Here is a 23,466-nt window from a genome sequence, read left to right on the forward strand (position 1 = left end):
CGATGGTCGGGTCTCTCAGGCCTCGGCGGCCGGGGTTTCGCGCAGCTGGCGGTACACCGCCGAAAGCTGGGACACGTCTTCGGCGGAGAACAGCAGCTTCAGCGCCGGCGAGACTTCGTGGCGGTCATCCTGGCCGCTGAGGCGGGTCAGGATGTGGTTGTCCTTCATCTTCTGCACCGCCGAGGCAACGCGGCGGTTGAAGCCGGCGCGGTCGGTGGACAGGTTCTTTTCATAGATGGCCAGCGCTTCGGCCATCTCGGCGTCGGCGACCACCGCGCGGTTGCCGCGTGCATCGGCCTCGGCCAGCTGCTGGCGCAGGTACAGCAGCAGCACCGAGTCGATGAAGGTCAGGGGCGAGGTGCGCAGCAGCACCGGCGCATCAACGTCTTCGGTATCGGCCTGGCGGGTGAACGCCACGCCGCTGTCGCGGTCGAGCACCAGTTCCAGGAACAGGTCCGCCAGCGATGAGCGGATGGCCGCTTCGCTGCGGATCAGCGCGGGCCACAGCTTGGCGTGGCGCAGCTGGTCGATGCTGGGGCCGATCAGCAGCTGGCACAGCGCGCGGCGCGCATCCAGCGGCAGGCGCCCGGTGTCGCCGAGGTAGTACACGTCGTTGCCACGGCGGGGCTGCGCCATGGTCGCCGCCGGCTCGGCCTCGTAGGCGTCTTCCGCCACGTCGGCCTGCGGTGCTTCGATGGGATCTTCATGCCAGCTCATGGCGTCTCTCCTGGGTGAACCAAACCAGCGGGATGCGGGCGCGGCGGATCTGGCCGTCGCCACCGCGCCATTGCGCAAGCTCCTGCTCGCCGGCGACCACGTTGCCGAAACGCGTGCCCAGCGACAGGTAGCCGATGACGCTGCCGAGGCCCTGCGGCGCTTCGCGCTGCGACAGGGCCTGGGCGATGCTGAGCCGCGGCTGTGCATCGAGCAGGTCGTGCAGGTCGCGGCGCAGGGTGCGGAAGTCGATTTCGGACGAAGCGACCAGATCGCCGACGCTTTCCAGACTGATCGCGGCCGCGTCGTTGTACTCGACGTTGCCATCGACCTGGGCACTGCGCGGATCGTGCAGCTTCCATTGCGACCACGAACGCAGGCGGCTGGTGGTCAGCTGCAGGTCGCGGCCGATGCCGCGTTGTGCGGGGAACTCGTCACGCAGCGCCAGCGCTTCGGACTGCGCCTGCTTGAGCAGCTGGTTGAGGCGGCGCTGCTCCAGATAGCCACGGCTCTGTACGAAGCCGCGCAGGCTGCGCGCGAAGTGCTGCAGCACGTCGTGCACCTGGCCACCGCGCTCGAGCATGGTGCTGGTGAAGCCGCGCAGGAAGTTGCGCTCGTTGCGGTCCAGGCGCCGGGCAAAGCCACGCGCCAGCACCGCTTCCAGCGCGGCATCGAGCTGGGCGCTCTGCTCGGCGTCATTGAGCAGACGCCAGAAGGCCTGGAAGCTGCGCCCTGCATCACTCTCGCCGATCACGTCCACGCCTTCGAACAGCTGCGACAGCACGTCGCCGCGCTCGCCTTCATCGTCGATGATGCGTTCGCGGAACTCGCGGTTGAGCTGCTCGAAGTCATCGCGCACGCGCCGGAAATCCTCGGTCAGCTCGTCGGCCAGGCCGATGATCTGGCGCGCACGTTCCAGGGCGCGCTTGCCATCCAGCGCGGTGACGCGGCCGGCGCCGACGCGGGCGATCTCGGCGTCGATGCGGTCGCGCTCGTCGCGCAGCGCCGAGAGGCGGGCATCGGGGTCGGACTCGGTCTGCGCGGCCAGCTGCGAGAGCTGTTCGATGACCAGTGCCAGGCGGCTCTCGGTGGCGGCCACGCGAGCCTGCTCGAGGCCGTCGGCGAAGCGGATCGCCTGTAGCGCTGCGGTCGACAGCTCGTACTGTTCCTGGTCGGCGCCTTCGGGCAGGCGGCGCTCCAACCAGCCTTGGGCCAGCCAGTGCGCGATGTAGGCCTGCGCGGTCCGCGGCAGCTCGCGCGAGAGTTCATCGCCGGCCAGCTGGTCCAGCGCGCGCTGCAGGCGCTCGTTGAGCACCGACGAAGGCAACGTGCGCTCGCCGTCCATCAGCAGGCCCTGCAACAGGCCGATGATTTCCGGGGCATGGTCGGCGGCAAGCAGCTTCCACTGGGGCTGTTCGCGCAGGTGACGGTAACGGGCAATGCGTTCGCGATGCTTCATGCAGCGAAAAGAGTCATGAGGTCTGGTGGGGACAAGCAGCCACCCACGGCGGCTGCGTGGGCAGCCGTGGGCATGCCGGCCACCAGGGGCCGGCGCGGTGCGGGCAAGCGGCTCAGCGCTTGCCGCCCACTTCGATGAAGCGCAGGAACTCGGCGCGGGTGCGCGCGTCGTCGCGGAAGCTGCCCAGCATCTTGGAGGTGACCATGCTGACGCCGCGCTTGTGGATGCCACGGGTGGTCATGCATTCGTGGGCGCCTTCGACGACCACGCCGACGCCGATCGGCTGCAGCACGTCCTGGATGCACTGGGCGATCTGCGCGGTCATCTTCTCCTGCACCTGGAAACGGCGGGCGTAGGCTTCGACGACGCGGGCCAGCTTGCTGATGCCCACCACCTTGCCGGCCGGCAGGTAGCCGACATGCACGCGGCCGATGATCGGCGCCATGTGGTGTTCGCAGTGGCTTTCGTACTCGATGTCACGCAGGACGATCAGTTCGTCGTAGCCGGCCACTTCCTCGAAGGTCCGCTCCATGTAGGCGCGCGGGTCGTCGCGGTAACCGCTGAACCAGTCGCCATAGGCTTCGGCGACACGGCGGGGCGTATCCAGCAGGCCTTCACGGGACGGGTCCTCACCGGCCCAGCGCAGCAGGGTGCGCACGGCATCCTCGGCCTGGTCCTGGGTCACGTCGCCCTGCGGGGCGGCCTTTTCGTTGTTCTTGCTCATTGCGTACAGCGTCCCGAACGGGGGGCGAGCATCGTACCCGACCGGGGGGTGGGTCGTCCTGTTGGGACGGTTCATCGGGGGTCTTGTTGGCGCGTCGTTGCTATCGATTTGGAGTGGGAGAGGGGGCTGCGCAGGACACGCCGTGAACCCGTCCCTGGGGGCTCGATGGCGCCATCCATGGCGCCAACGGTCCTGCGCAGCCCCCTCTCCCCCTCCTTGACGGTTTCCCGCGGGCGAGGCCGGACCGCCCGAAAGCGGAGGCAAAAGCGGGGGTTCATGGCTTCGGAAGCGGCGCGCCGCCGCTTTGGCCACTGCCCTGGTGGGTGCGGACCGTTGGTCCGCACTGCTTCTGCCCTTGCCTTTAAGAGCCAACCCTCCGCGCTCGGGGGATGTGGGGTGGGTGGCGGAGGGCCGGGCGGGACGGGGCCGTGAGGCGCATGGATGCGCCGATCGAGCTTACATGGGTGAGGGCGCTTTGCTTGCGAAGCACCGCTTCGCAAGCGACCGAACGCCCAGCCGCCAGCGGCTGGGCCGGGCCCCGGAGGGGTACTTGCAGCGTGCCCTGCCCCGTCCGGCCCTCCGCCACCCCAGCCGATAGCCAGCAGGCGCGACGCTTTCCTCAACCCACCCACCCATTCAGCAAAAACCATTGATAGGAATGAAATTAGTAGTATCCTATCTATCTCTTATGGACCGACCTCTCGACGAGCGCACCGTGCTGCAGATGCAGCTCAGCTCCGGCCTGCTTTACGCAGGGCGGCAGTGGCAGCGCCTGGCCGACAGTCGGCTCGGCAGCTACGGCATCTCCACCGCCTGCACCATGCCCCTGCTGATGATCGGACGCTCCGGCGGTGGCATCCGCCAGGTGGCACTGGCCCAGCAGCTGGGCATGGAAGGGCCCTCCCTGGTGCGCCTGCTGGACAAGCTGTGCGCCAGCGACCTGGTCCGCCGCGAGAGCGACGCCAGCGACCGCCGCGCCAACCTGCTGTGGCTGACCGATGCGGGCCATGCGCTGGTCAGCGAGCTGGAAGACCAGTTGATCGGCCTGCGCCAGGACGTGTTCGGCGAGCTTTCCATGGATGAACTGCACGCCGTGCTGAAGGCATGGCGCCTGCTGGCCGAGGCCGCCGACCGCATCACGTAAGACCGCTGCCCCCGAACACCGCCGCTGCCGTGCACACGCCAGCGGCTTTTACCCGTTGCCGTTGTTTCGTTGTTCCTCCCCTTCCCCACCTCGCCCCCGCCCCTACCGATGCCCGGTGAATTCAGTCTCCATGGAGTGTTCGTCCCGACCCTGCTCGGGTTGATGTTGTTGGCCTACTTGGTCAACAGCGGCCTGCACGCGCTGCTGCAGCGTGCCGGCGCCTACCGCCATGTCTGGCACCCGGCGCTGTTCAACCTGGCGCTGTACGGAATCGTGCTGGGCCTGCTGTTCCACCTCCTGCGTTGGATGCAATCGTGAACAAGATCGTGAAGAAGACCCTGCCCATACTGCTGACCAGCGCAGCCGTGATCGTCGCCCTGCTGGTGCTGCGCCAGCTGTGGGTCTATTACATGGATGAGCCGTGGACCCGCGACGCCCATGTCGGCGCCGACGTGGTGCAGGTGGCGCCGGATGTTTCGGGCCTGGTGGAAACGGTGAACGTGGCCGACAACCAGGCGGTGAAGAAGGGCGACCTGCTGTTCGTGGTCGACCGCGCCCGTTACCGCATCGCGCTGGAGCAGGCCAAGGCCAGCCTGGCCGAGCGCCAAGCCTCGGTGGCACAGCTGCGCCGCGAGATCGGCCGCGACCGCAGCCTGCAGGACCTGGTTGCCGCCGAGGACGCCGAAGTGCGCCGCGCCAAGCTGCAGGCCGCACAGGCTGCGCTGGCCACCGCACAGGCGGCGGTCGACCTGGCCGAGCTCAACCTGGGCCGCACCGAAGTGCGCGCACCGGCCGATGGCCGGGTCAACGACCGCACCATGCGCGTGGGCGACTACGTGGTAGCCGGCAAGCCGGTGCTGGCGCTGCTGGATACCGGCTCGTTCCGCATCGATGGCTACTTCGAGGAAACCCGCCTGCGCGGCGTGGCGCCGGGGCAGCGCGTGGACATCCGCCTGATGGGCGAGTCGACCCCGCTGCGTGGCCATGTGGAAAGCATCGCCGCCGGCATCGAGGACCGCTACCGCAGCAACGGCAGCACCCTGCTGCCGAACGTGACCCCGGCCTTCGACTGGGTGCGGCTGGCGCAGCGCATTCCGGTGCGCATCGCCATCGACGAAGTGCCAAAGGGCGTTGAGCTGATTGCCGGCCGTACCGCCACGGTGACCGTACAGACCAACAGCACGAAGCGTGCAGACAAGGTCGGCACCGCGCCGACACAGGCGGGCCTGTGAACGCCACCCTGCCCCGTCTCGGCCTGATCGTCGCGCTGGCCAGCCTGGCCGCGTGCAGGACCGTCGGCCCGGACTACGCGCTGCCGGAAGGCTCGGCGTTCAAGCGCCCGGAGGCCAATGCGGCCTTCATCGATACGCAGAACCCGCAGGTGGCCGCCAACCAGGCGCTGCCCGACCGCTGGTGGTCGTTGTACAACGACCCGGTGCTGGACGGGCTGATCACCCAGGCGCTGCGTGACAACGTGGAACTGAAGGCCGCCGATGCGCACCTGCGCCGCGCCGCCGCCGTGTACGAACAGGCGCTGGACGCCGGCGGCTTCGAGTACGAGGCCGAGGCCGGCGTCAGCCGCGCGCAGCTGTCGGCCGAATCGTTCCTGCAGGAGCACGAGCTGCCGGTGATCAACCTGGCCGATGGCAAGTTCGCGGTCAGCTACCAGTTCGACCTGTTCGGCAAGCTCAAGCGCGGCGCCGAAGCGGCGCGTGCCGACGAGCAGTCGGTCGCTGCGGCGCGCGATCTGGCCCAGGTCAGCGTGGTCGCGCAGGTGGCCGACAGCTACCTGGAAATCTGCCACGCCAACCACGAACTGCACGTGGCCGAGCATTCGCTGCAGCTGCAGCAGCGCAGCCGCAACGTTACCGAGCGCCTGATCGCCGCGGGCCGCGGCACGCCGCCGGAGCTGGCCCGCGCCAATGCCCAGGTGGCGCTGCTGGAAGCTGCACTGCCGCCGCTGCATGCGCAGCGCTCGGCGGCCGCCTATTCGCTGGCCGCCCTGCTCGGGCAGACCCCGGGCCAGCTGCCGGCTGGCGTGATCGACTGTGCACACGCCCCCGGCCTGGCGCAGCCGCTGCCGGTCGGTGATGGCCGCGCGCTGCTGCAGCGCCGCCCGGACGTGCGCCAGGCCGAACGCAAGTTGGCCTCGGCCACCGCGCGCATTGGCGTGGCCACCGCCGAGCTGTATCCGGACATCCGCCTGGGTGCCTCGGTGGGTGCCGCCGGCCTGCTGGAAGACTTCGGCACGCCGATGACCCAGCAATGGTCGATCGGCCCGCTGATCTCGTGGACGTTGCCGTCGTCGGGCACGCACGCGCGCATCCACGCCGCCGAAGCCGGTGCCGACGCGGCGCTGGCCGAGTTCGACCACACGGTCCTGCAGGCGCTGCGCGAGACCCAGACCGCGCTGGACCGCTATGCGCAGGACCTGCGCCGGCTGCAGTCGCTGCGCATCGCGCAGGAACAGGCCGCACTGGCTGCCGAGCAGAACCGCCGGCTGTACCAGGGTGGCCGCACGCCGTACCTGTCCAGCCTGGATGCCGACCGCAGCCTGGCCACCAGCGATGCCACCCTGGCCGCCGCCGAAGCGCAGGTCTCACGCGACCAGATCCATCTGTTCCTGGTGCTGGGCGGCGGCTGGCAAGCCAGCACCGCTGCGGCCGGCACCCCGACCGCAGCGAAGTAAGCCATGAACGCGCTGACCGACCGCCAGGCCTGGCTGTTCTCGATCAAGACCTACCTGGCCGCGGTGGCCGCGCTGTACATCGCCATGGCCGGCAACCTGTCGCGCCCGTACTGGGCGATGGGCACGGTGTACATCGTCAGCCAGCCGCTGCTGGGCCCGACCCGTGCCAAGGGCGTGTACCGCATCGTCGGCACCCTGGTGGCCGGCCTGGCCACCCTGCTGGTGCTGCCGGCACTGGTGGAAACGCCGCTGGTGCTGAGCGCGGCGATGTCGATCTGGCTGGCCGGCTGCCTGTTCATGGCCCTGCTCAACCGCGGGCCGCGCGGCTACGCGTTCCTGTTGGCCGGCTACACCACCGCCTTCATCGGCTTCCCCGCAGTGACCTCGCCGGAAACCATCTTCGACACGGTGGTGGCGCGCAGCGAGGAGATCATCCTCGGCACGGTGGTGGCGGTGCTGTTCGCCTCGCTGCTGTTCCCGGCCTCGGTGCGCCCGATGCTGCGCGCCCGCATCGGCAACTGGATGGAGGACGCCGCGCAGTGGTGCCGGCAGATCCTGGAACGTGGCCGTGCACACGCGCCGCGCAACCGGTTGGCCGCCGATCTGGTGCAGTTCGAGGCATTGATCGAATTCCTGCGCCGCGATGATCCACGCCATGCAGGGTCGGCGGTATCGATGGAGCGCCTGCGCGAGCGCATGCTGCTGCTGTTGCCGGTGCTGTCCTCGATCGCCGACCGCCTGAGTGCGCTGCGCAGCGATGGCCAGGCGTTGCCGGAAGGCCTGCCGGAGCTGATCGACGACATCCACGACTGGCTCGACGGGCCGACCAATGCCAGCGAGTACGCCCGCCTGCGCGCGCGCATCAGTGCGCTGAAGCCGCAGGTGGACCGCGACCTGCAGCACCTGCAGCTGGCCAGCCTGCTGCTGCGCCTGGAAGAACTGGTGGACCTGTGGCAGGACTGCCGCACCCTGCAGCATGCCATCGACCACGGCACCGCGCCGCTGGACCGCGCGCACTACCGCATCCGCACCGAACGGGTGGCGGCCGACAAGCACGTCGACTACGGCATGGCGCTGTTCTCCGCGCTCAGTGCCGGCGTGGCGCTGATGAGCTACTGCGTGCTGTGGATCGCGCTGGGATGGGAAGGCGGCGGCAACGGCGCGATGATGGCCGCGGTGACCGCCGCGTTCTTCGCCGCACAGGACGATCCGGCACCGAGCATGGTGTCGTTCCTGGTGTGGGCGATGGTCGCCTCGGTGGTGGCCGGCGTGTACCTGTTCGGCGTGTTCCCGGCCGTGCACGACTTCGGCCTGCTGGCGCTGGTGCTGGCGGTGGCGTTCCTGCCGTTGGGGCTGCTGTTGCATCACCCCAAGAGCGCGCTGTTCGCGCTGCCGCTGACGGTGAACCTGGCCGCGCTGTTGAGCCTGCAGAACACCTACAGCGCCAACATCCAGACCTTCCTCAACTCGTCGATCGCGATGTTCATCGGCATTGGCTTTGCAGTGGTGATGACCCGCCTGTTCCGTTCGGTAGGTGCCGAGTGGACCGCACGCCGGCTGGTGCGGCAGGGCTGGACCACGCTGGCCGAAGCCGCCGAAGGACGCGGCCAGCAGGACCGGCAGCGCTTCGCCGCACGCATGCTCGACCTGCTGGGCCTGCTCGCCCCGCGCCTGGCGGCGACGCCCGAGGGCAGTGACATCGCCTCGGTGGACATGCTCAACGAGGCGCGCATCGGCCTGAACATCCTGCAGCTGCGCCGTGCACGGCTGGAACTGCCCGAGCGCAGCCGTGAGGCGGTCGAGCACATTCTTGAAGAGATCGCCGTGCACTACCGCCGGCAGATCGCTGCGCGCAAACCGATTGTGGCGGCCGACGCATTGCGCGAGCGGTTGGATACCTCGCTGGGACGGGTCGGCAGCGTGACCGCCTGCAAGGCGCGCGACGAGGCGCTGATGGGCCTGATCGGCCTGCGCTTCGCGCTGTTCCCGGAGGCGAAGGCGTTGGCGCCGGGATGGGTAGGCGCCGAATCGCCGTCCGTGTAATGCGATCCGCCAGGCGCGGCCCGGCGCTACCATCGTGGCCCGGTAGCGCCGGGCCATGCCCGGCGGCCACTCGCGATCCCCACAGGACGGTTCAATGAGTTACGACATGATGGTGTTCGACGCCAGCGCCGCGCCACGCGAGGCGGCGGCCTTCATCGCCTGGTTCGAAAAGCAGACGCAGTGGAACGAGCGCCACGAGTACGACGACCCGGCGGTCAGCAGCCCGGCGCTGCAGGCGTGGTTTGCGGAGATGGCGCAGGACTTCCCGCCGTTGAACGGCCCATTGAGCAACGACGATGACGACCGCGCCGAGGTGACCGAGTACAGCATCGGCCGCGAGGTGATCTACGGCGCGTTTGCCTATTCGGTGGCCGAGCGCGCGCACGGCCGCGTGCAGGACCTGGCCGAGAAGCACGGCGTGGGGTTCTTCGATGTGAGTGCCGATGAAGCGGCGATCGTGTTCCCGGATGGGCTGGTGCTGATCGCGGAATGATGGGGGCGGCAGGGCAACGCCCTGCACCTGCCGAGGCAACGTCAACGTCAAAAGCGGGTATTCCTTGGGATGGCGGGGTGGGTCCGGTTGAGGGGGACGCCGTCAACCCATCCATGGGGGCTTGGTCGCGGCATCCATGCCGCTCACACCCCCTCAACCGGACCCATCCCGCCTTCGACAGTTTCCTGCGGTCTGCAGTAGATCCACGCCATGCGTGGTTGAACGTCGGAATGATCGAAGTACGCTGTTGTAGAGTCGAGCCATGCTCGACTGCTTCTGGCTAGCGATTGAGGAACAGATCAACCGCTTCATCCGCTTCGTAAGCGGTTATCTGCCCAAGCATGCGTGCGACGCCGGTATTGCCGTGGGCCAGCGCAAGCGTTGTCAGCAACGCTGAACTCATGCTTCTGTCATGCGTGTCCAGGATCACGCTGGCAGCAAAGCGCGCGAGGCACTGAAGCGATTCTGAGTAGTGCGGCTCCAGAAATTCAGGGAGCTCGATATCAGCTTCCCTTCGCTCGATCTCGATTGTGATCGGCAGCCCAACGAAGTCGAACATCAGGAGCTCTGGCTGCCGCCGAAGCGCATCAACAATATGCGGCACCGCCGCGAACGAAGCGCTGTAGACGTCCCCTTGATGGCACAGGCTGCTCCACAACTCGTGCCAAGTGTCCTCGATCGGATCGTCTTCGGATCTTTCGTTTTTCGGGATACTGAGATTGGCCAGCAACTCCGGAATGTCATCCGCAGCCCCGTAGGCATGCTGCAGTTCGGCCCATCGTGGGTCATCCAGAGCGATAAGGGCCATGTGCCGGTTCCTGTGTCGTGGGGTAGCAACGCAGGATAGGTAGCGCCGACGGCGTCATCAAAGGGCAAATTCGACATCGGGGCGACCGGGGTCAGAGCCCATTCCCAGTGGGAACGGGATCCGCCCCCCGTTCAGAACAACTGGCCCTGCACCGTGGGCTGTTCGATGCGCGCCGGTGCTTCGGCCACTGCTTCCGCACCCAGCCGCCAGGCCAGGCCACCCAACCGGCTGGCGTGGCGTTTCAATGCGGCCTGCAGCACGTCGGCGCTGCCGGCCACATGCAGCACCTGGCGGGCGCGGGTCAGGCCGGTGTAGACCAGCTCGCGCGACAGCACGCGGCTGTCCTGGCGCGGCAGCTGCAACCACACTTCATCGAACTCCGAGCCCTGTGCCTTGTGCACGGTCATCGCAAAGGCGCTTTCGTGCGCGGGCAGCGCGGCCGGGTGGAAGGCGCGCGGCTGGTCGACGCTGTCGCCGGGGAACCAGGCCACCATCGCGCCGCTGCCATCGCGCAGGCAGATGCCGATATCGCCGTTGAACAGGCGGTGCCGGTAGCTGTTCTCCGTGACCAGCAGCAGGCGGCCCTGGAAGTAGCCCGGGGTGTTGCCTGCCAGCAGCGGTTCGATACGGCTGTTGAGCCCGCGCGCGCCCTGCGGGCCTTCGCGCAATGCGGTCAGCACGCGCAGGCGCCCGGCCTGCTGCAGGGCACTTACCGGATCAGCGGCCTCGGCCAGCGCGCGCCAGTGGCCGAGCAGATGCTCGCGTTGGCCACGCAATGGATCGGCTTCGCCTTCATGGAAATGCACGCCAGCCAGTGAACCGCCACGCAGCAGCTGCAATGCGGTGCTGCTGTCGCCTTCGCGCACGGCATGCGCCAGCGGCGCCAGGTCCAGCGCATCACTCTGACGGTAACTGCGCTGCAGCTGCACGCGGCGGCCAGCAAAGGCGCGTGGTGCCGCCTGCGGCTGCAAGGTGGCCGGCGCCAGCAGACCATGCAGTGCCTGCGCGTCGTCGGCGCGGGTGCCGATGCCATCGCCGCTGGCGCGCAGGATCGCGCTGAGTACGTCGCCGGCTTCCACCGACGGCAGCTGGTCCGGGTCGCCGAGCAGGATCAGCCGGGTGCCACTGGCGATCGCATCGACCAGCTTGGCCATCATCGGCAGATCGATCATCGAGGCTTCGTCGACCACCACCACATCCACCGGCAGCGGGTTGTCGGCGTGGTGACGGAAGCGCGGTGAATCGGGAATCACGCCGAGCAGGCGATGCAGGGTGGTGCCGGTACCGGGCAGCGCCGTACACAACGCCGGGTCCAGTCCTTGTTCCTGCAGCCGTTGCACGGCCACGCGCAGGCTCTCGGCCATGCGCTCGGCTGCGCGACCGGTGGGCGCGGCCAACGCCACCTCGGGCAGCGGTTGGCCAGCATGCCGGGCCTGCGCCGTCAGCAGCAGCAACAGGCGTGCGATGGTGGTGGTCTTGCCGGTGCCGGGGCCGCCGGTGACCAGCGCCAGCGGATGGCGCAGGGTCACGCCGGCGGCGCGTGCCTGGTGGTCCTCGCCGCCCAATGCCTGCGGGAACAGCTGCGCGAACAGCGGTGCCAGCGCGGCCATGTCCGGCGGCGGCAGCGGATGCCGGCCGATGCGCTGCAGCCCGGCCGCCAGCTGCCGCTCGTACTCGCGGTAGCGGCGCAGGTAGAGCAGGCCGTTTTCCAGCACCAGCGGCGCATCCTCGGCGATGGTGTCGGACTGCTCGGGTGTCGCCACCCACGGCGATGCACGCAGCTGTGCCAGCCAGTCGTGCGCGGCAGGCCACTCGGGCACGCCTTCCAGCAGCCGCTGCGGTTGTGCCGGATCGAACGCGGCGTGGCCCTGCGATACCGCCAGCGAGGCCAGCGCCGCCGCCAGCGCCACACTCTCGGGCGTGTCGTCGCGCAGCCGCTGCAGGCTGGTCGCCAACGCGTGATCAAGGGTGCGCAGCTGGCCCTTCTGGTGCAGTTCCTTCAGCAGGCTCATGCGCTGGCTCCACGGGCACGTGCGGCCAGTTCGGCCTGGGTCTGTTCGCCACCTGCGAACAGCGCGTCGAGTGCATCCACCAGCGCGAACGGGAAGCGGTCCACATGCACGCCGTTGCCGGTAGCATCCAGGCCGCGGCAGAACAGGTAGCGGATGCCCCCCATGTCGCGCTCGTAATCGTAGGCCGCGCCCAGACGGAAGCGCAGCCAGCGATGCAGGGCCACGGTGTAGATCAGCGCCTGCAGATCGTATTCGCTGTGGCGCATGGCAATGGCCAGCAGGTCCGGGCTGTAGCCGGGCAGGCGGTTGGACTTGTAGTCGAGCACATACCAGCGACCGTCGCGCACGTAGGTCAGGTCGATCATGCCGGTCATCAGCCCTTCCAGGCGGCGGCGCTGGCCGAAGCCTCGACGACCACTGGAAATGCCGTGCGCATGCAGCACCTGCAGCAGGGCCGGCACCGTGGTTGGTTCGATGGCGAAATGGAAGTCGATTTCGGCGCGGCGCTCGCCTTCTCCCAGGCTGTGCAGCGCGCCGCCTTCGGGCAGCGGCACGGTCAGGGTGTGGCCAACCAGCGGCACCAGCACCGCCACGCCGTCGTCCAGGTCGACGTCGGCATAGCCTTCGTCGTGCAGCGCCTTGCGCAGTACCTCGGCCTGCCCCTCGGGCGCTTCCAGGCCCGGCTGCCAGTCACCCCATGCGGCGAAGTCGACGTTCTCCATTGCCTCATGCAGCACGTTACCGAAGCGGCTGCCCATGAAACGCGGATCAAGCGGTGCACTGTCTTCGGCGGACGCGGTGGGTTCGGGCAGGGCCGGTTCCAGTGGCAGCTCCGGGCCGGCCGGTTCATCGGCCGCCGGTGCCGGCAGCTCGGTGGCGGCCGCTTCAATATCACTGCCAGCGCCCGCATCGGCATGCGCCAGCTGGGTGAAGCTGTACACCCACCAGTCGTGCGGCACGCGCCGGGTCAGTGCACGCACCGCCGGAAGGTCACCTTCCACTTCGGCCGCCAGCTGCGGCAGCGCGGCCGGTGCATCACTGTCATCGATGTGCACATCGGCGTGTGCGCGCAGCGCCTGCAGGTCGCCCAGCAGCGGCGCCAGACGCGTCTTGCCCAGCCCGGCCAGATCACCCACGGCGATCCACAGCGCATGCTCGGCGCGGGTCAGTCCCACATACAGCAGGCGTGCATCTTCGGCACGCTGCTCGCGTTCGCGCTGCGCCGTAGCTGCTTCCCAGGCCTCGTCCTTGTCCAGCTTCCAGTGCAGCTGGCGCTGGCCGCCCACATGCACCGTGCAGTGCGAGGCCGTGTTCGGTGCGCCGCCGTCGATGCCGACGAAGGGCAGGAACACCAGCGGATACTCCAGGCCCTTGCTCTTGTGCAGGGTGATGATCTGCACGCGGCGCGCATCCGATTCCAGGCGCAGCAGCTGCTGCTCGTCATCCTGGTCGGCGCTGGCCATCTGCCCCTGCAACCAGTCCAGCAGCCCGTGCATGCCCAGCGCCTGCGCGGAGGCTTCCTGCAGCAGTTCACCCAGCTGCAGGTAATTGGTGAGGCGGCGCTCGCCATCGATCAGCGCCAGCAGACGCTCGCCCTGCGCGGCACAGACATCGGCGATCACCGCGAACGGCCCGCCGCGCTGCCAGCGCTCTCGCCAGTGCAGCAGCTGCGCCTGGAACCCGCGTTGCAGGTCGCCGTCGCGTTCCATCGCCGCAATCGCACTTGCGCGCTGGCCGAGCAGTACCGTGGCCAGCGCTGCGCGCAGGCGGCCCTCGTCGGCCGGTTGCAGCAGTGCCAGCAGCAGCGCACGCAGATCACGCGCTTCAGGCGTGGAAAACAGGCTCTGTTTGCCGGCTGCCACTGCCGGAATGCCGACCGCGGCCAGTGCGCGCTGCACCAGGGTGGCCTCGCGATGCGAGCGCACCAGCACCGCGATGTCACCGGGCTGCACCGGGCGCCCACGCAACACGGCATTGCCCGCACGCGCCTCGACCAGGATCTGGTGAATCGCGGCCACGCAGGCCTGGGTCGCCGCATCGCGCGAGGCATCGGCGCTCATCGCCTTGTCACCGCCACTGCGCAGCACGCGCAGGGTGAGCGCCGCGGCGGCATGGCCGTCGCGCTGGTAGTCCGCATCGCTGCGCACACCACCGGGCCGCACCGGCTCGAACTGGATGTCGCGTTCGAGGAAGGCGTCTTCGCCAGCGTTGTCGTACAGCGCCTGCAGCGCGCGCAGCACAGCGGGTCGCGAGCGGAAGTTCTGGTCCAGTACCGGCGCCTGCTGCGCCACCTGCTTGGCCTTCAGGTAAGTGTGGATATCACCGCCGCGGAAACCGTAGATCGCCTGCTTGGGGTCGCCGATCAGGAACAACGCCGGTGCCAGGCCCAGCTCGCGCACCTCCGGCGAATCACCGAACACGGTGTGGAAGATGCCCCACTGGCGATCGTCGGTATCCTGGAACTCATCAACCAGCGCGATGCGGTACTGCGCGCGCAGCTGCCTGACCAGCGTCAGTCGCTGCGGGCCTTCCAGGGCGAGCGCTACGCCATCGATCAGATCGTCGTAGGTCTGCACCCGGCGGACGCGCTTCAGTGCCTGCAGCCGCTGCGTGGCGTCGGCGCGAAGCGCGTGCAGGAAATTCAATGCGGTGGCACGCAACCAGGCATCGCGTTCGGCCAGCAGCACGACATAGCGCGCCAACGGTGCCTGCAATGGCGACGACGGCGTGCGCTCGGCGAATTTCTTGTTGGTCTTGGTGGCCAACGCCTCCGGCAGCAGCGCCGGCAGGCGTTCGCTGATCAGCAGCTCGCGCGGGTCGGCGCGCTCGGCCCAGGCCAACAGCTGCCGGCCCAGCGGATGCAGCCAGCCCAGCTTGTAGGACACGCCGTTGAGCCACTTGTTGTCGACCGCATCGCAGAGGTCGATGAAGAACTGCTCGCCGTGTTCGCGCACGCGTGCAGACAGCTCTTCCGCCGCTCCCTGCAGGGCCGTATGCGGATCGGGCAACGCCACCGGCTGCGGCAACGGATGCAGTGGCGGCGCGGCCAGCAGCGCGCGCAGATCGGCGGCCAGCGCGTCCGGGTTGGACCACAGCCAGGTCAGCGGCTCCAGCGTGGCCGGGTCATTGGCATGCACGCGCCATAGATCCGCTGCCAGTTCCTCCAGCAGCTCGCGGTCACTGGCCAGCAGTTCCGGCGGGTCGAAGGTATGGCCGCTTTCCAGCGCATGCTCGCGCAGCACGCGGGTGCAGAAGCCGTGGATGGTGAAGATGGACGCCAGGTCGATCTCGTCTGCGGCCACCTGCAGGCGGCGTTTCAATGCGCCGGCGCTTTCGCTGCCCTCGTGCAGATGACGCTGCAGCACCGCGCGGGTGAGGCGCACGTCTGGCGCTTCGCCCTCGTCCCGTTCCAGATCGACCAGGCGTGCGGCCAGCGCCAGGCGCTCGCGTATGCGCTTGCGCAGTTCCTGGGTGGCGGCGTCGGTGAAAGTCACTGCCAGGATCTGGCCGATGCGCAGGCCCTGCTCCACCACCAGGCGGGTGAACAGCGTGGCCAGGGTGAAGGTCTTACCGGTGCCGGCGCTGGCTTCGATGAGGCGGATGCCGTCCAGCGGCAGGGCCAGGTAGGGATCACGGCTGAGGGATTCGATGCCGTCTTCGGCCATGGCGGTGTTCATGCGTTGCCCTCCTGGCGTGCTTCGGTGCCGAGAGCGCGACCTTCGCGCACCGCGCTGAAGACCACCTGGCTGTTGCGCAGCAGGTCGGCGTAGCCGGCATCGGTGGCGAACGGGTCGGCACCGCGCAGCAGCAGCTGCCACGCGTCACTTCTGGATTCCCCCCAGGTGCGGTCACTGCCGTGCCACTGCTTCCAGCCTTCGCTGCGCTGCTTTTCTGCCGGCGCGTTGTACAGCACCCAGCCGGTGTACGGGGCAAAGCGCAGCGGCTCGCGCAGGCCACGCTGGCGCAGCTGCAGCAGCGCACGCAGCGCAGCACGTGCAGCGGGAACGCTCAATGCCGGCAGCACGTGCGGACCGGGACCGGCATCGCCGCCGTCATGGAACTGCACAAGCGGCAGCGCATCGCCCGCAGCGTTCGCCAGCAGCCAGTCCAGGCCGTGGCGGATCACTGCATTGCCATTGAGTGTGCCGGCACGCAGGCGCACCAGCCCTTCGGGATGCCGATCGGCCACGCGGCCATGCAGGCGCACGCCATCGATGTCCACTTCGTAGCGACGGCTTTCCAGTGGTTCGCCCTGCATCCAGCCCAGCAGCGCACTGGCATACGGGCGTGTCTTCAACTGCTCCACCTCGAACTGGCGCTCGCCCAATGGACCCGACGGCAGCAAGCCACGCGCGCGCAACCGCGGGTACAACGGCTCGGCATCGCCGCTGAGCGTGGCGCGTACCACCGCCGCCTGCACGCTGCGCTTTTCCGGCCCGCGCGACGAAAGCACCAGCGGTTCCAGGTCATCGACCTCCTCGACATCGTCGGCCAGGCGCAGGCCCAGCGACTGTGCGAGGAACTGCCCGGCCGGGTCGCACAGGAAGCGGCGCAGGGTATCGAGCGCGACCTCCTCTTCCACCGCATCGTCGAGCGGCGGCGGCAACGGTGCATCGAACCACGGCTGCAGGCCACCGCGCTGGCCGGTCAGGCGACCGGCGGCCGGATGCCACTGGCGGCGATAGCTGAAGCGGCGTGGATCGCCATCACCGAACGCGGCTGGCGAGAACGGCTGCAAGGCGTGACGCACGGTGAAGTCGCGGACCGCCGCAGTCGGATCGAGGTGATATGCGGCGGCGGCATCGATCAGTTCGCTGACCAGTACCGACGGCTCACGCACGCTGCCATCGCGCGGATCGGCGCCGAGATAGCTGAGATAGAACACCTCCTGCGCGGCCGCGAACAGCTGCAGGAACAGGAAGCGGTCATCCTCGCGGGTGGAGCGGTCGCCCGGACGGCGGCGCGGCGTATCCAGCTCGGCGGTGAGCTGGTTGAGACCGGCGGCCGGGTCACGGCGGGGGAAATCGCCATCATTGAGACCGAGCACGCAGATCACCCGGAACGGCAGCAGCCGCATCGGCACCATGCGGCCGAAACTGATGCCACCGGTCAGCAGCGGTGCGCGCGTATCGGCCTCCCCCAGTACGCCGGTGAAGTGCGAACGCACCACCTCCGGCGGCACGCCGTCTTCGAAACCGGCCTTGGCGGCATCGTCGGCGAACTGGTTGAGCAGCTTGCGCAGGCGCTCCAGCGCGCGCTGGCTGTTGGGCGAGCTGGGCGCGGTGGGCAGCAGTGCGTCCAGCAACGACAGCAGGCGCTGCCGCCACTGCGCCGGGGTCAGCAGCTCGCCGAGGCGACGCTGATAGATCGCCAGCACGCGCAACAGGCGCAGCAGCCGGTCCAGCGCGTCCAGCGCGCCGCCTTCCAGTTCGATCCACGGCGCCACACCGGCCAGGTCAGCCTCACTGCCGGTGGCATGGCCGAGTACCAGGCGATCCAGCGCGAACTGCCAGGTGTAGGCGTCGTCGGCCGGTGCCTTGTGCTGGTTGCGGTGTTTCGCATCCAGGCCCCAGCGTGCACCGGCCTGCTGCAGCCAGCCATGCAGGCGGTCGAAGTCCACCGCTTCCAGCCCGGCCGCTTCGGCCAGCGGGGCGCTGGCCAACAGGTCCAGCACTTCGTTCAGGCCAAAGCGCGAGACCGGCAGGCCCAGCAGATGCACGAACACATCGGCCAGCGGCTCGCCCGCCAGCGGGCTGCTGTCGGCCAGCGCATAAGGAATGTGTTCCTCCTCGCCGCCGCGACCGCCGAACACCGCTTCCAGGTACGGCACATAGGGATCGATGTCCGGCGCCAGCACCGCGATCTCACGTGCCTGCAGCGGCGGGTCGAAGCGCGGGTCCTGCAGCAGGCTGCGCAGCTGGTCGTGCAGTACCTGCAACTCACGCAGGCGGGTGTGGCAGGCGTGTACCTGCAGGCTGGGGTCGTCGCTGCGCAGGCCGTCGCGCAGTTCACCCGAGGGCAGCGCGCGACGGTGGAACAGGTCACGCTGCAGGCGATGCAGCAGGCTGTCGGACAGGCCACCTTCGTCCAGGCTTGGCCCGGTGTCCTCCTCCGGATCGGAATAGGCGGCGATTTCGCCGGCCGGATGCACCACCTCGTAACTGCCCAGCACCGCCATGAAGTCGCGCCCGGCCGCACCCCACGCTTCTAGCAGCCGGTTCTCGCCGGCTGCTTCACCGAAGGGATCCGGTGCGCCACTGCGCAGGCGCTCGGCCAGCGTCTGCAGATCTCCCCAGTACGACTGCACCGGGGTGGGCATATAGAAGTGCAGCTCGCCTACCCGGGCCTGGGTGGCCATCACCCGCAGCACGTCAGGCGAGATGTTGAGCGTTGCGAACGCGGACATGCGCGGCGGCAGGCCCTGCGGCAGGGGCTGGCCGGCGCCTTCGAAGCGGTCCAGGTACTCCTGGATGCGGCGGGCGCGGTAGTCGTGACCGCGGGTGATGGTGCGCCACAGGATCGCCTGCGGGTCGGCCGGATCGGCACCGGCTGCCCAGCGCAGCAGCCAGTCGCGGCGCCAGGCCTGGTACTTCTCGAACACCGAGGCCAGCTCGCCGGCCAGCGCCCACGGTTTCAATGCGTCATCGCCGGCAAGATAGGACTGCAGCGCGCGCATCGGCGGCTGCGCCAGCAGCGCCGGGTCGCGCAGTGCCTGATACAGCTTCCAGTGCAGGCCGGCCGCGTCCAGATCGTCCTGCTCGCCGCTGACGTTGGCCTTCAGCGCCCGCGCCACGAACTCGCCGGGGGTCAGGAACTGGAGGTTGGCGGCGACGCCGAATTCCGCGGCCAGTGTCGCCTGCAGCCAGCGCCGCATCGCCACCTGCGGGATCAGCACCACTTCCGGCGCCAGCAGCGGCTGGCCCTGCACCGGCGCACGCACGTTGCGCGCCAGGAGCGCGGCCAGCACGTCCAGGGAATTGGAATGGTAGAGGCGGAAATCGCTGCCCGGGTCACTCATCATGCACAGTGTGCAGCACGGCAGGCAGTATTCAATGGTTGGCCCGCCAGCGGTACGGATTGTTCCGGCCCGCCGGCCGATTGTCCCGGCCTACGCGAGGCCTTGCCGTGCAACAATACTGGACCGTCCAGTCTGCTTATGTTCAGCCGACGGGCCCGATCCTTCGATGTCTAAAAAACGTTAATGGTGCCCATGTCGGCTTCCACCTCCAGTCTGGTGCAGTTATCCAACGTCCGCATCGACCGGAGCGGGCGCACGATCCTGCGCGACGTGTCGCTGCAGGTGCCTAAGGGCAGCATCACTGCCGTGCTCGGTCCGTCCGGCAGCGGCAAGTCGACCCTGCTGGCGGCACTGACCGGCGAACTGCGCCCGGTCGCCGGCGAGGTCACCCTGTTCGGCAAGCCGATCCCGCATGACAGCGGCGCGCTGCTGGAAATGCGCAAGAGCGTGGGCGTGCTGTTGCAGGGCAACGGCCTGCTGACCGACCTCACCGTGGCCGAGAACGTCGCCCTGCCGCTGCGTACGCACACCCGCCTGCCGACCGCCGTGCTGCGCCGGCTGGTGCAGATGAAGCTGCATGCGGTGGGCCTGCTGGCCGCCGCCGATGCCTGGCCGCGCGAGTTGTCCGGTGGCATGGCGCGCCGTGTGGCGCTGGCCCGTGCACTGGCGCTGGACCCGCCGCTGATGATCTACGACGAGCCGCTGACCGGGCTGGACCCGATCGCCTCGGGGGTGATCATGAGCCTGATCCAGCGCCTCAACCACAGCCTGGGCCTGACCAGCATCATCGTCAGCCACCACGTGCACGAGACCCTGCCGATCTGCGACCAGGTGATCGCGATCGCCAATGGCGGCATCGTGTTCCAGGGCACGCCCGAGGCACTGCAGTCCAGCCAGGACCCGCTGCTGCGGCAGTTCCTGCACGGCCAGCCCGATGGCCCGATTCCGTTCGATGCCGCGCCACGCGCGAGGGTTGCCTGATGCCGTTCGTCCAAGCCACCCGCTCGCTTGGCCGCGCCGGCCTGTTCTCGCTGACCGTGCTGCGCGGTTCGCTGCCCACGCGTGATTTCCTGGCCGAGCTGACCCGCGAGATCTACAAGATCGGCGCACGCTCGCTGCCGATCATCGCCGTCGGCGGTGCCTTCGTCGGCCTGGTGCTGACCCTGCAGGGCTACCGCACGCTGACCACCTTCGGCGCGGCCGACGCGCTGTCGACCCTGCTCGGCCTTTCGCTGTACCGCGAGCTGGCACCGGTGCTGACCGCGTTGCTGTTCATCGGCCGCGCCGGCAGTTCGATCGCCGCCGAACTGGGCCTGATGCGTGCCACCGACCAGATCAAGGCGCTGGAGCTGATGGCGATCGATCCGGTAGCCAAGGCGGTGGCGCCGCGCTTCTGGGCGGCGGTGCTGACTGTGCCGTTGCTGACCGGCATCTTCTGTTCGCTGGCGATCAGCGCCAGCTACTTCGAAGCCGTGCACGTGCTGGGCCTGGACAACGGCGTGTTCTGGTCGGCGCTGCGCAACAGCGTGGACTTCTGGGACGACTTCGGCGTGGCAATGCTGAAGTCGGCGATCTTCGGCGGCACTGCCGCGCTGGTGGCCGCCTATGTTGGTTTCCACGCCGAGCCGACCATTGAAGGCACGTCGGTGGCGACCACCCGTGCGGTGGTCAACGCCTCGCTGCTGGTGCTGATGTTCAACTTCGTGCTGTCGGCAATGTTGTTCACCTAACCCCTCCACCGGCGGTGCGCAGGCGCGCGCGGCCACCACGACTCGATCAGGTAATCCACATGGCCATCCGCGGTCCCAGACTTGAATTCTCTGTCGGCGCCTTCCTGCTGCTGGCTCTGGCCTCGTTGCTGGTGCTGGCCGTGGCCTCGACCAACCAGCGCTGGAGCTGGGGCAGTGAGGGCTATGACCTGAAGGCGCGCTTCTCCCAGGTCGGCCAGCTGCGCAAGCAGGCGCCGGTGAAGATCGGCGGCGTGACCGTCGGCCAGGTCGCTTCGATCGACCTGGACCCGGTGAAGTTCGAATCCATCGTGACGCTGCGCATGGACAGCAAGGTCAAGGACCTGCCGGCGGACACCTCGGCCGGCATCTTCACCAGTGGTTTGCTCGGCGAGAGCTATGTCGGTCTGCAGCCGGGCGGTGACCCGGACGTGCTGAAGGCCGGCGACGAGATCGTCTTCACCCAGCCGGCCGTGGACCTGATCCAGCTGGTCGGCAAGTACATGTTCAGTGGCGGCGCCGGTGGCGGCACTGCTCAGAAGCCCAACGATGGCGCGCAGGCGCCTGCAACGGAACCGCAACCATGAAAATGAAACTGATCCCGGCCCTGCTCGCCTCGGCGCTGCTGGCAGCCACCCCGTTCCTGGCCCAGGCCCAGGCCGCTGCACCTGCCACTGCCGCAACGCAGAGCCAGGCCGGCAAGGTGGTGATCGATGCCAGCAGCCGCATCCTGTCCACGCTGCAGCAGCGAAAGAGCGAGTTCACCAGCAACCCGGCCAGCCTGCGCAGCTACATCGACAGCGAACTGACCCGCACCTTCGACCGCGACTACGCCGCGCGTCTGGTGCTGGGCCCGCACGCCCGCGGCGCTTCCGACGCCGACATCAAGCTGTTTGCCGATGCGATGGCCGACAGCCTGATGCAGCGCTACGGCTCGACCCTGCTCAACATCCAAGGCAAGCCAAGCTTCCGCCTGAAGGGTGAAAGCCCGCTGCCGGGCAATCGTGGCGTGCGTGTCAGCACCGAACTGGTGCGCGCCGGCAACGAGCCGACTCCGGTCGAGTACTGGATGCGCAACGTGAACGGCCAGTGGAAGATCTTCGACGTCAACATTGAAGGTATTTCCTACGTGCAGACCTTCCGCAACCAGTTCGATACCCCGCTGCGCCAGAAGGGCATCAAGCAGGTGGCCAGCGAATTGCACAGCGGCAGCATGCAGGCCGGGCCCGCGGGCAATGGCAAGTAACGCACTGGCACTGCTGGAAGGCGACACCCTGCGCCTGCGCGGGGTGCTCGACCGTGCCGCGGTGATCTCGCTGTGGCCGCAGCTGCAGGCCCTGCCGGCAACGCTGTCACGGCTGGAGCTGGGCGAGGTGGACCGCGTGGACAGCGCCGGCCTGGCGCTGCTGGCCGAGCTGGCCGCACGCGCGCGCAGGAGCGGTCACCCACTGGTCGTCTCCGGCGCGCCGGCCGGCTACAACGAGCTGAGCGCAGCCTACCGGCTGTCGCCCGATCTGGATTTCAACGCTACTTCTGCTGCGAGCTGACATGAACGTCGTACGCACTCTCCCCTTGATCGTCCTGGCCGCCGCGCTGACCGCCTGCGCCGGCAAGCCCGCACGCAGCGATGCACCGGCAGCCAGTACCGTGGTCCCGGCCAGCACCGTCGCCGAGGCCTCCGCCCCCACCGCCGATACCGCTACGATTGATGCCGCGCCGGCCGCAGCCGTGGTTGCCGCCCCTGCACCGGCCACGCCACCCTCCGTACCGGCCCGCGGCGCCGACACCGATGCGGCCAGGGCCGCAGCGGCGACCGCCCCCGGTGGTGATGACGACTTCGATGCCCTCTATGGCGGCAGCGGCAACACCGGCAGTGCGGCAGCCTACGACCCATGGGAACCGTTCAACCGCAAGGTGCACAAGTTCAACAACGCGGTCGACCGCGGCATTGCCCGTCCGCTGGCCACGGCCTACACCCACGTAGTGCCGCGCTTCGCCCGCACCGGCGTCAGCAACTTCTTCAGCAACCTGCGGGCACCGGTGACCATCACCAACCAGCTGCTGCAGGGCCGCGGTGCCGATGCCTGGGACAGCCTCGGCCGCTTTCTGATGAACAGCACGCTGGGCATCGGTGGCCTGTTCGATCCGGCCAGCAAGGCGATGGTGCCGCGCCGCAATGAAGACTTCGGCCAGACCCTGGGTGCGTGGGGCTGGCGGCGTTCGCGCTACGTGGAACTGCCGTTCTTCGGCCCGCGCACCGTACGCGATGTATTCGGCCTGGCCGGTGACATTCCGCTGTCGCCGATCCGCCGCATCGAGGAGGACAAGGTCCGCATCGGCCTGCAGGGCCTGCAGCTGGTCGATACCCGCGCGCAGCTGCTGGCGGTCGACAACCTGCGTGACACCGCTGTGGACGAGTACTCGCTGGTACGCGATGCGTGGATGCAGCGCCGCAACTACCAGATCGAGAACGATCTGCGCAGCAAGCGCGACCGTGGCCACGACGATGCCAATTCGCCGATCCCGGTCGATGCCATGCCGATGCCGAACTGGAGCAACTGATCGCTGCAGCCCGTGCATGAAAAAACCCCGCCTCGGCGGGGTTTTTCTTTTCCGGTAGGCGCCAACCCTGGTT

19 protein-coding genes are annotated in these 23,466 nt (G+C 68.6%); 12 read left to right on the forward strand and 7 right to left on the reverse strand.

Annotation, left to right across the window (positions count from 1 at the left end; translation table 11 throughout):
• Positions 1–15: 15 nt before the first annotated feature.
• The 3 genes from G370_RS0100050 to folE form a co-directional block, all read right to left on the reverse strand.
• Positions 16–717: a DUF4194 domain-containing protein gene (locus G370_RS0100050; RefSeq protein WP_019658765.1), complete on the reverse strand. Its 702-nt coding sequence runs from the start codon at positions 715–717 to the stop codon at positions 16–18.
• Positions 704–2,173, reverse strand: coding sequence for a DUF3375 domain-containing protein (locus tag G370_RS0100055; protein ID WP_019658766.1), 1,470 nt, complete (start codon positions 2,171–2,173; stop codon positions 704–706). Before G370_RS0100055 ends, G370_RS0100050 begins: the two co-directional genes overlap by 14 nt.
• Positions 2,174–2,285: 112 nt before the next feature.
• On the reverse strand, positions 2,286–2,897 hold the full coding sequence (folE, locus tag G370_RS0100060) for a GTP cyclohydrolase I FolE (protein ID WP_004141296.1): 612 nt from the start codon (positions 2,895–2,897) through the stop codon (positions 2,286–2,288).
• Positions 2,898–3,585: 688 nt separating this feature from the next.
• Between folE and G370_RS0100065 the strand changes: the two genes are divergently transcribed.
• From G370_RS0100065 to G370_RS0100090, 6 genes are all read left to right on the forward strand, one after another.
• Positions 3,586–4,041, forward strand: coding sequence for a MarR family winged helix-turn-helix transcriptional regulator (locus G370_RS0100065; protein WP_012481667.1), 456 nt, complete (start codon positions 3,586–3,588; stop codon positions 4,039–4,041).
• A gap of 108 nt (positions 4,042–4,149) precedes the next feature.
• Positions 4,150–4,359, forward strand: a complete 210-nt coding sequence (locus G370_RS0100070; protein WP_010487502.1) for a DUF1656 domain-containing protein — start codon at positions 4,150–4,152, stop codon at positions 4,357–4,359.
• The gene (locus G370_RS0100075) at positions 4,356–5,273 is read left to right on the forward strand and encodes an efflux RND transporter periplasmic adaptor subunit (RefSeq protein WP_026346892.1); all 918 of its coding nucleotides are present in this window, start codon (positions 4,356–4,358) and stop codon (positions 5,271–5,273) included. Before G370_RS0100070 ends, G370_RS0100075 begins: the two co-directional genes overlap by 4 nt.
• A complete protein-coding gene (locus G370_RS0100080; protein ID WP_019658768.1) occupies positions 5,270–6,730 on the forward strand; it encodes an efflux transporter outer membrane subunit in 1,461 nt (486 codons plus the stop codon). Before G370_RS0100075 ends, G370_RS0100080 begins: the two co-directional genes overlap by 4 nt.
• A 3-nt stretch (positions 6,731–6,733) precedes the next feature.
• Positions 6,734–8,773, forward strand: coding sequence for an FUSC family protein (locus G370_RS0100085; RefSeq protein WP_019658769.1), 2,040 nt, complete (start codon positions 6,734–6,736; stop codon positions 8,771–8,773).
• Between the two features lie 94 nt (positions 8,774–8,867).
• The gene (locus G370_RS0100090; RefSeq protein WP_019658770.1) at positions 8,868–9,266 is read left to right on the forward strand and encodes a hypothetical protein; all 399 of its coding nucleotides are present in this window, start codon (positions 8,868–8,870) and stop codon (positions 9,264–9,266) included.
• A gap of 280 nt (positions 9,267–9,546) precedes the next feature.
• Here G370_RS0100090 and G370_RS0100095 read toward each other — a convergent pair whose 3' ends face one another.
• From G370_RS0100095 to recC, 4 genes are all read right to left on the reverse strand, one after another.
• Complete coding sequence (locus G370_RS0100095; RefSeq protein ID WP_019658771.1) at positions 9,547–10,074, reverse strand: hypothetical protein; 528 nt, start codon at positions 10,072–10,074, stop codon at positions 9,547–9,549.
• A 131-nt stretch (positions 10,075–10,205) separates the two neighbouring features.
• Positions 10,206–12,086, reverse strand: a complete 1,881-nt coding sequence (gene recD / locus G370_RS0100100) for an exodeoxyribonuclease V subunit alpha (protein ID WP_019658772.1) — start codon at positions 12,084–12,086, stop codon at positions 10,206–10,208.
• Positions 12,083–15,763 (reverse strand): exodeoxyribonuclease V subunit beta, encoded by a 3,681-nt coding sequence (gene recB, locus G370_RS0100105; protein WP_019658773.1) that lies wholly within the window; start codon positions 15,761–15,763, stop codon positions 12,083–12,085. Before recB ends, recD begins: the two co-directional genes overlap by 4 nt.
• On the reverse strand, positions 15,760–19,107 hold the full coding sequence (gene recC, locus G370_RS0100110; RefSeq protein ID WP_019658774.1) for an exodeoxyribonuclease V subunit gamma: 3,348 nt from the start codon (positions 19,105–19,107) through the stop codon (positions 15,760–15,762). Before recC ends, recB begins: the two co-directional genes overlap by 4 nt.
• A gap of 189 nt (positions 19,108–19,296) precedes the next feature.
• Here recC and G370_RS0100115 point away from each other — a divergent pair, with 189 nt between their 5' ends.
• From G370_RS0100115 to G370_RS0100140, 6 genes are read left to right on the forward strand one after another with little or no spacing between them, the layout of a single operon-like run.
• Positions 19,297–20,085: an ABC transporter ATP-binding protein gene (locus G370_RS0100115; RefSeq protein ID WP_010487485.1), complete on the forward strand. Its 789-nt coding sequence runs from the start codon at positions 19,297–19,299 to the stop codon at positions 20,083–20,085.
• Positions 20,085–20,834, forward strand: a complete 750-nt coding sequence (locus G370_RS0100120) for an MlaE family lipid ABC transporter permease subunit (protein WP_005414955.1) — start codon at positions 20,085–20,087, stop codon at positions 20,832–20,834. The genes G370_RS0100115 and G370_RS0100120 overlap by 1 nt, the downstream gene beginning before the upstream one ends.
• Before the next feature lie 59 nt (positions 20,835–20,893).
• Entirely contained in the window at positions 20,894–21,418 is a 525-nt protein-coding gene (gene mlaD, locus G370_RS0100125) for an outer membrane lipid asymmetry maintenance protein MlaD (RefSeq protein WP_019658775.1), read from the forward strand.
• Complete coding sequence (locus G370_RS0100130) at positions 21,415–22,077, forward strand: MlaC/ttg2D family ABC transporter substrate-binding protein (RefSeq protein WP_019658776.1); 663 nt, start codon at positions 21,415–21,417, stop codon at positions 22,075–22,077. The genes mlaD and G370_RS0100130 overlap by 4 nt, the downstream gene beginning before the upstream one ends.
• Entirely contained in the window at positions 22,067–22,378 is a 312-nt protein-coding gene (locus G370_RS0100135) for an STAS domain-containing protein (protein WP_019658777.1), read from the forward strand. Before G370_RS0100130 ends, G370_RS0100135 begins: the two co-directional genes overlap by 11 nt.
• 1 nt (position 22,379) lies before the next feature.
• The gene (locus G370_RS0100140; RefSeq protein ID WP_019658778.1) at positions 22,380–23,393 is read left to right on the forward strand and encodes an MlaA family lipoprotein; all 1,014 of its coding nucleotides are present in this window, start codon (positions 22,380–22,382) and stop codon (positions 23,391–23,393) included.
• Positions 23,394–23,466: the final 73 nt, after the last annotated feature.

It is taken from the genome of Stenotrophomonas hibiscicola ATCC 19867 (assembly GCF_000382065.1).
Classification (GTDB): Bacteria; Pseudomonadota; Gammaproteobacteria; order Xanthomonadales; family Xanthomonadaceae; genus Stenotrophomonas; species Stenotrophomonas hibiscicola.

Bases quoted from the DNA above. Each gene is read 5' to 3' on its own strand.
- G370_RS0100115 (WP_010487485.1), top strand. From the start codon at position 19,297: ATGTCGGCTTCCACCTCCAGTCTGGTGCAGTTATCCAACGTCCGCATC.
- G370_RS0100130 (WP_019658776.1), top strand. From the start codon at position 21,415: ATGAAAATGAAACTGATCCCGGCCCTGCTCGCCTCGGCGCTGCTGGCA.
- mlaD (WP_019658775.1), top strand. From the start codon at position 20,894: ATGGCCATCCGCGGTCCCAGACTTGAATTCTCTGTCGGCGCCTTCCTG.
- G370_RS0100120 (WP_005414955.1), top strand. From the start codon at position 20,085: ATGCCGTTCGTCCAAGCCACCCGCTCGCTTGGCCGCGCCGGCCTGTTC.
- folE (WP_004141296.1), bottom strand. From the start codon at position 2,897: ATGAGCAAGAACAACGAAAAGGCCGCCCCGCAGGGCGACGTGACCCAG.
- G370_RS0100070 (WP_010487502.1), top strand. From the start codon at position 4,150: ATGCCCGGTGAATTCAGTCTCCATGGAGTGTTCGTCCCGACCCTGCTC.
- recC (WP_019658774.1), bottom strand. From the start codon at position 19,107: ATGATGAGTGACCCGGGCAGCGATTTCCGCCTCTACCATTCCAATTCC.
- G370_RS0100135 (WP_019658777.1), top strand. From the start codon at position 22,067: ATGGCAAGTAACGCACTGGCACTGCTGGAAGGCGACACCCTGCGCCTG.
- G370_RS0100085 (WP_019658769.1), top strand. From the start codon at position 6,734: ATGAACGCGCTGACCGACCGCCAGGCCTGGCTGTTCTCGATCAAGACC.
- recD (WP_019658772.1), bottom strand. From the start codon at position 12,086: ATGAGCCTGCTGAAGGAACTGCACCAGAAGGGCCAGCTGCGCACCCTT.
- recB (WP_019658773.1), bottom strand. From the start codon at position 15,763: ATGAACACCGCCATGGCCGAAGACGGCATCGAATCCCTCAGCCGTGAT.
- G370_RS0100050 (WP_019658765.1), bottom strand. From the start codon at position 717: ATGAGCTGGCATGAAGATCCCATCGAAGCACCGCAGGCCGACGTGGCG.
- G370_RS0100095 (WP_019658771.1), bottom strand. From the start codon at position 10,074: ATGGCCCTTATCGCTCTGGATGACCCACGATGGGCCGAACTGCAGCAT.
- G370_RS0100140 (WP_019658778.1), top strand. From the start codon at position 22,380: ATGAACGTCGTACGCACTCTCCCCTTGATCGTCCTGGCCGCCGCGCTG.
- G370_RS0100065 (WP_012481667.1), top strand. From the start codon at position 3,586: ATGGACCGACCTCTCGACGAGCGCACCGTGCTGCAGATGCAGCTCAGC.
- G370_RS0100055 (WP_019658766.1), bottom strand. From the start codon at position 2,173: ATGAAGCATCGCGAACGCATTGCCCGTTACCGTCACCTGCGCGAACAG.
- G370_RS0100090 (WP_019658770.1), top strand. From the start codon at position 8,868: ATGAGTTACGACATGATGGTGTTCGACGCCAGCGCCGCGCCACGCGAG.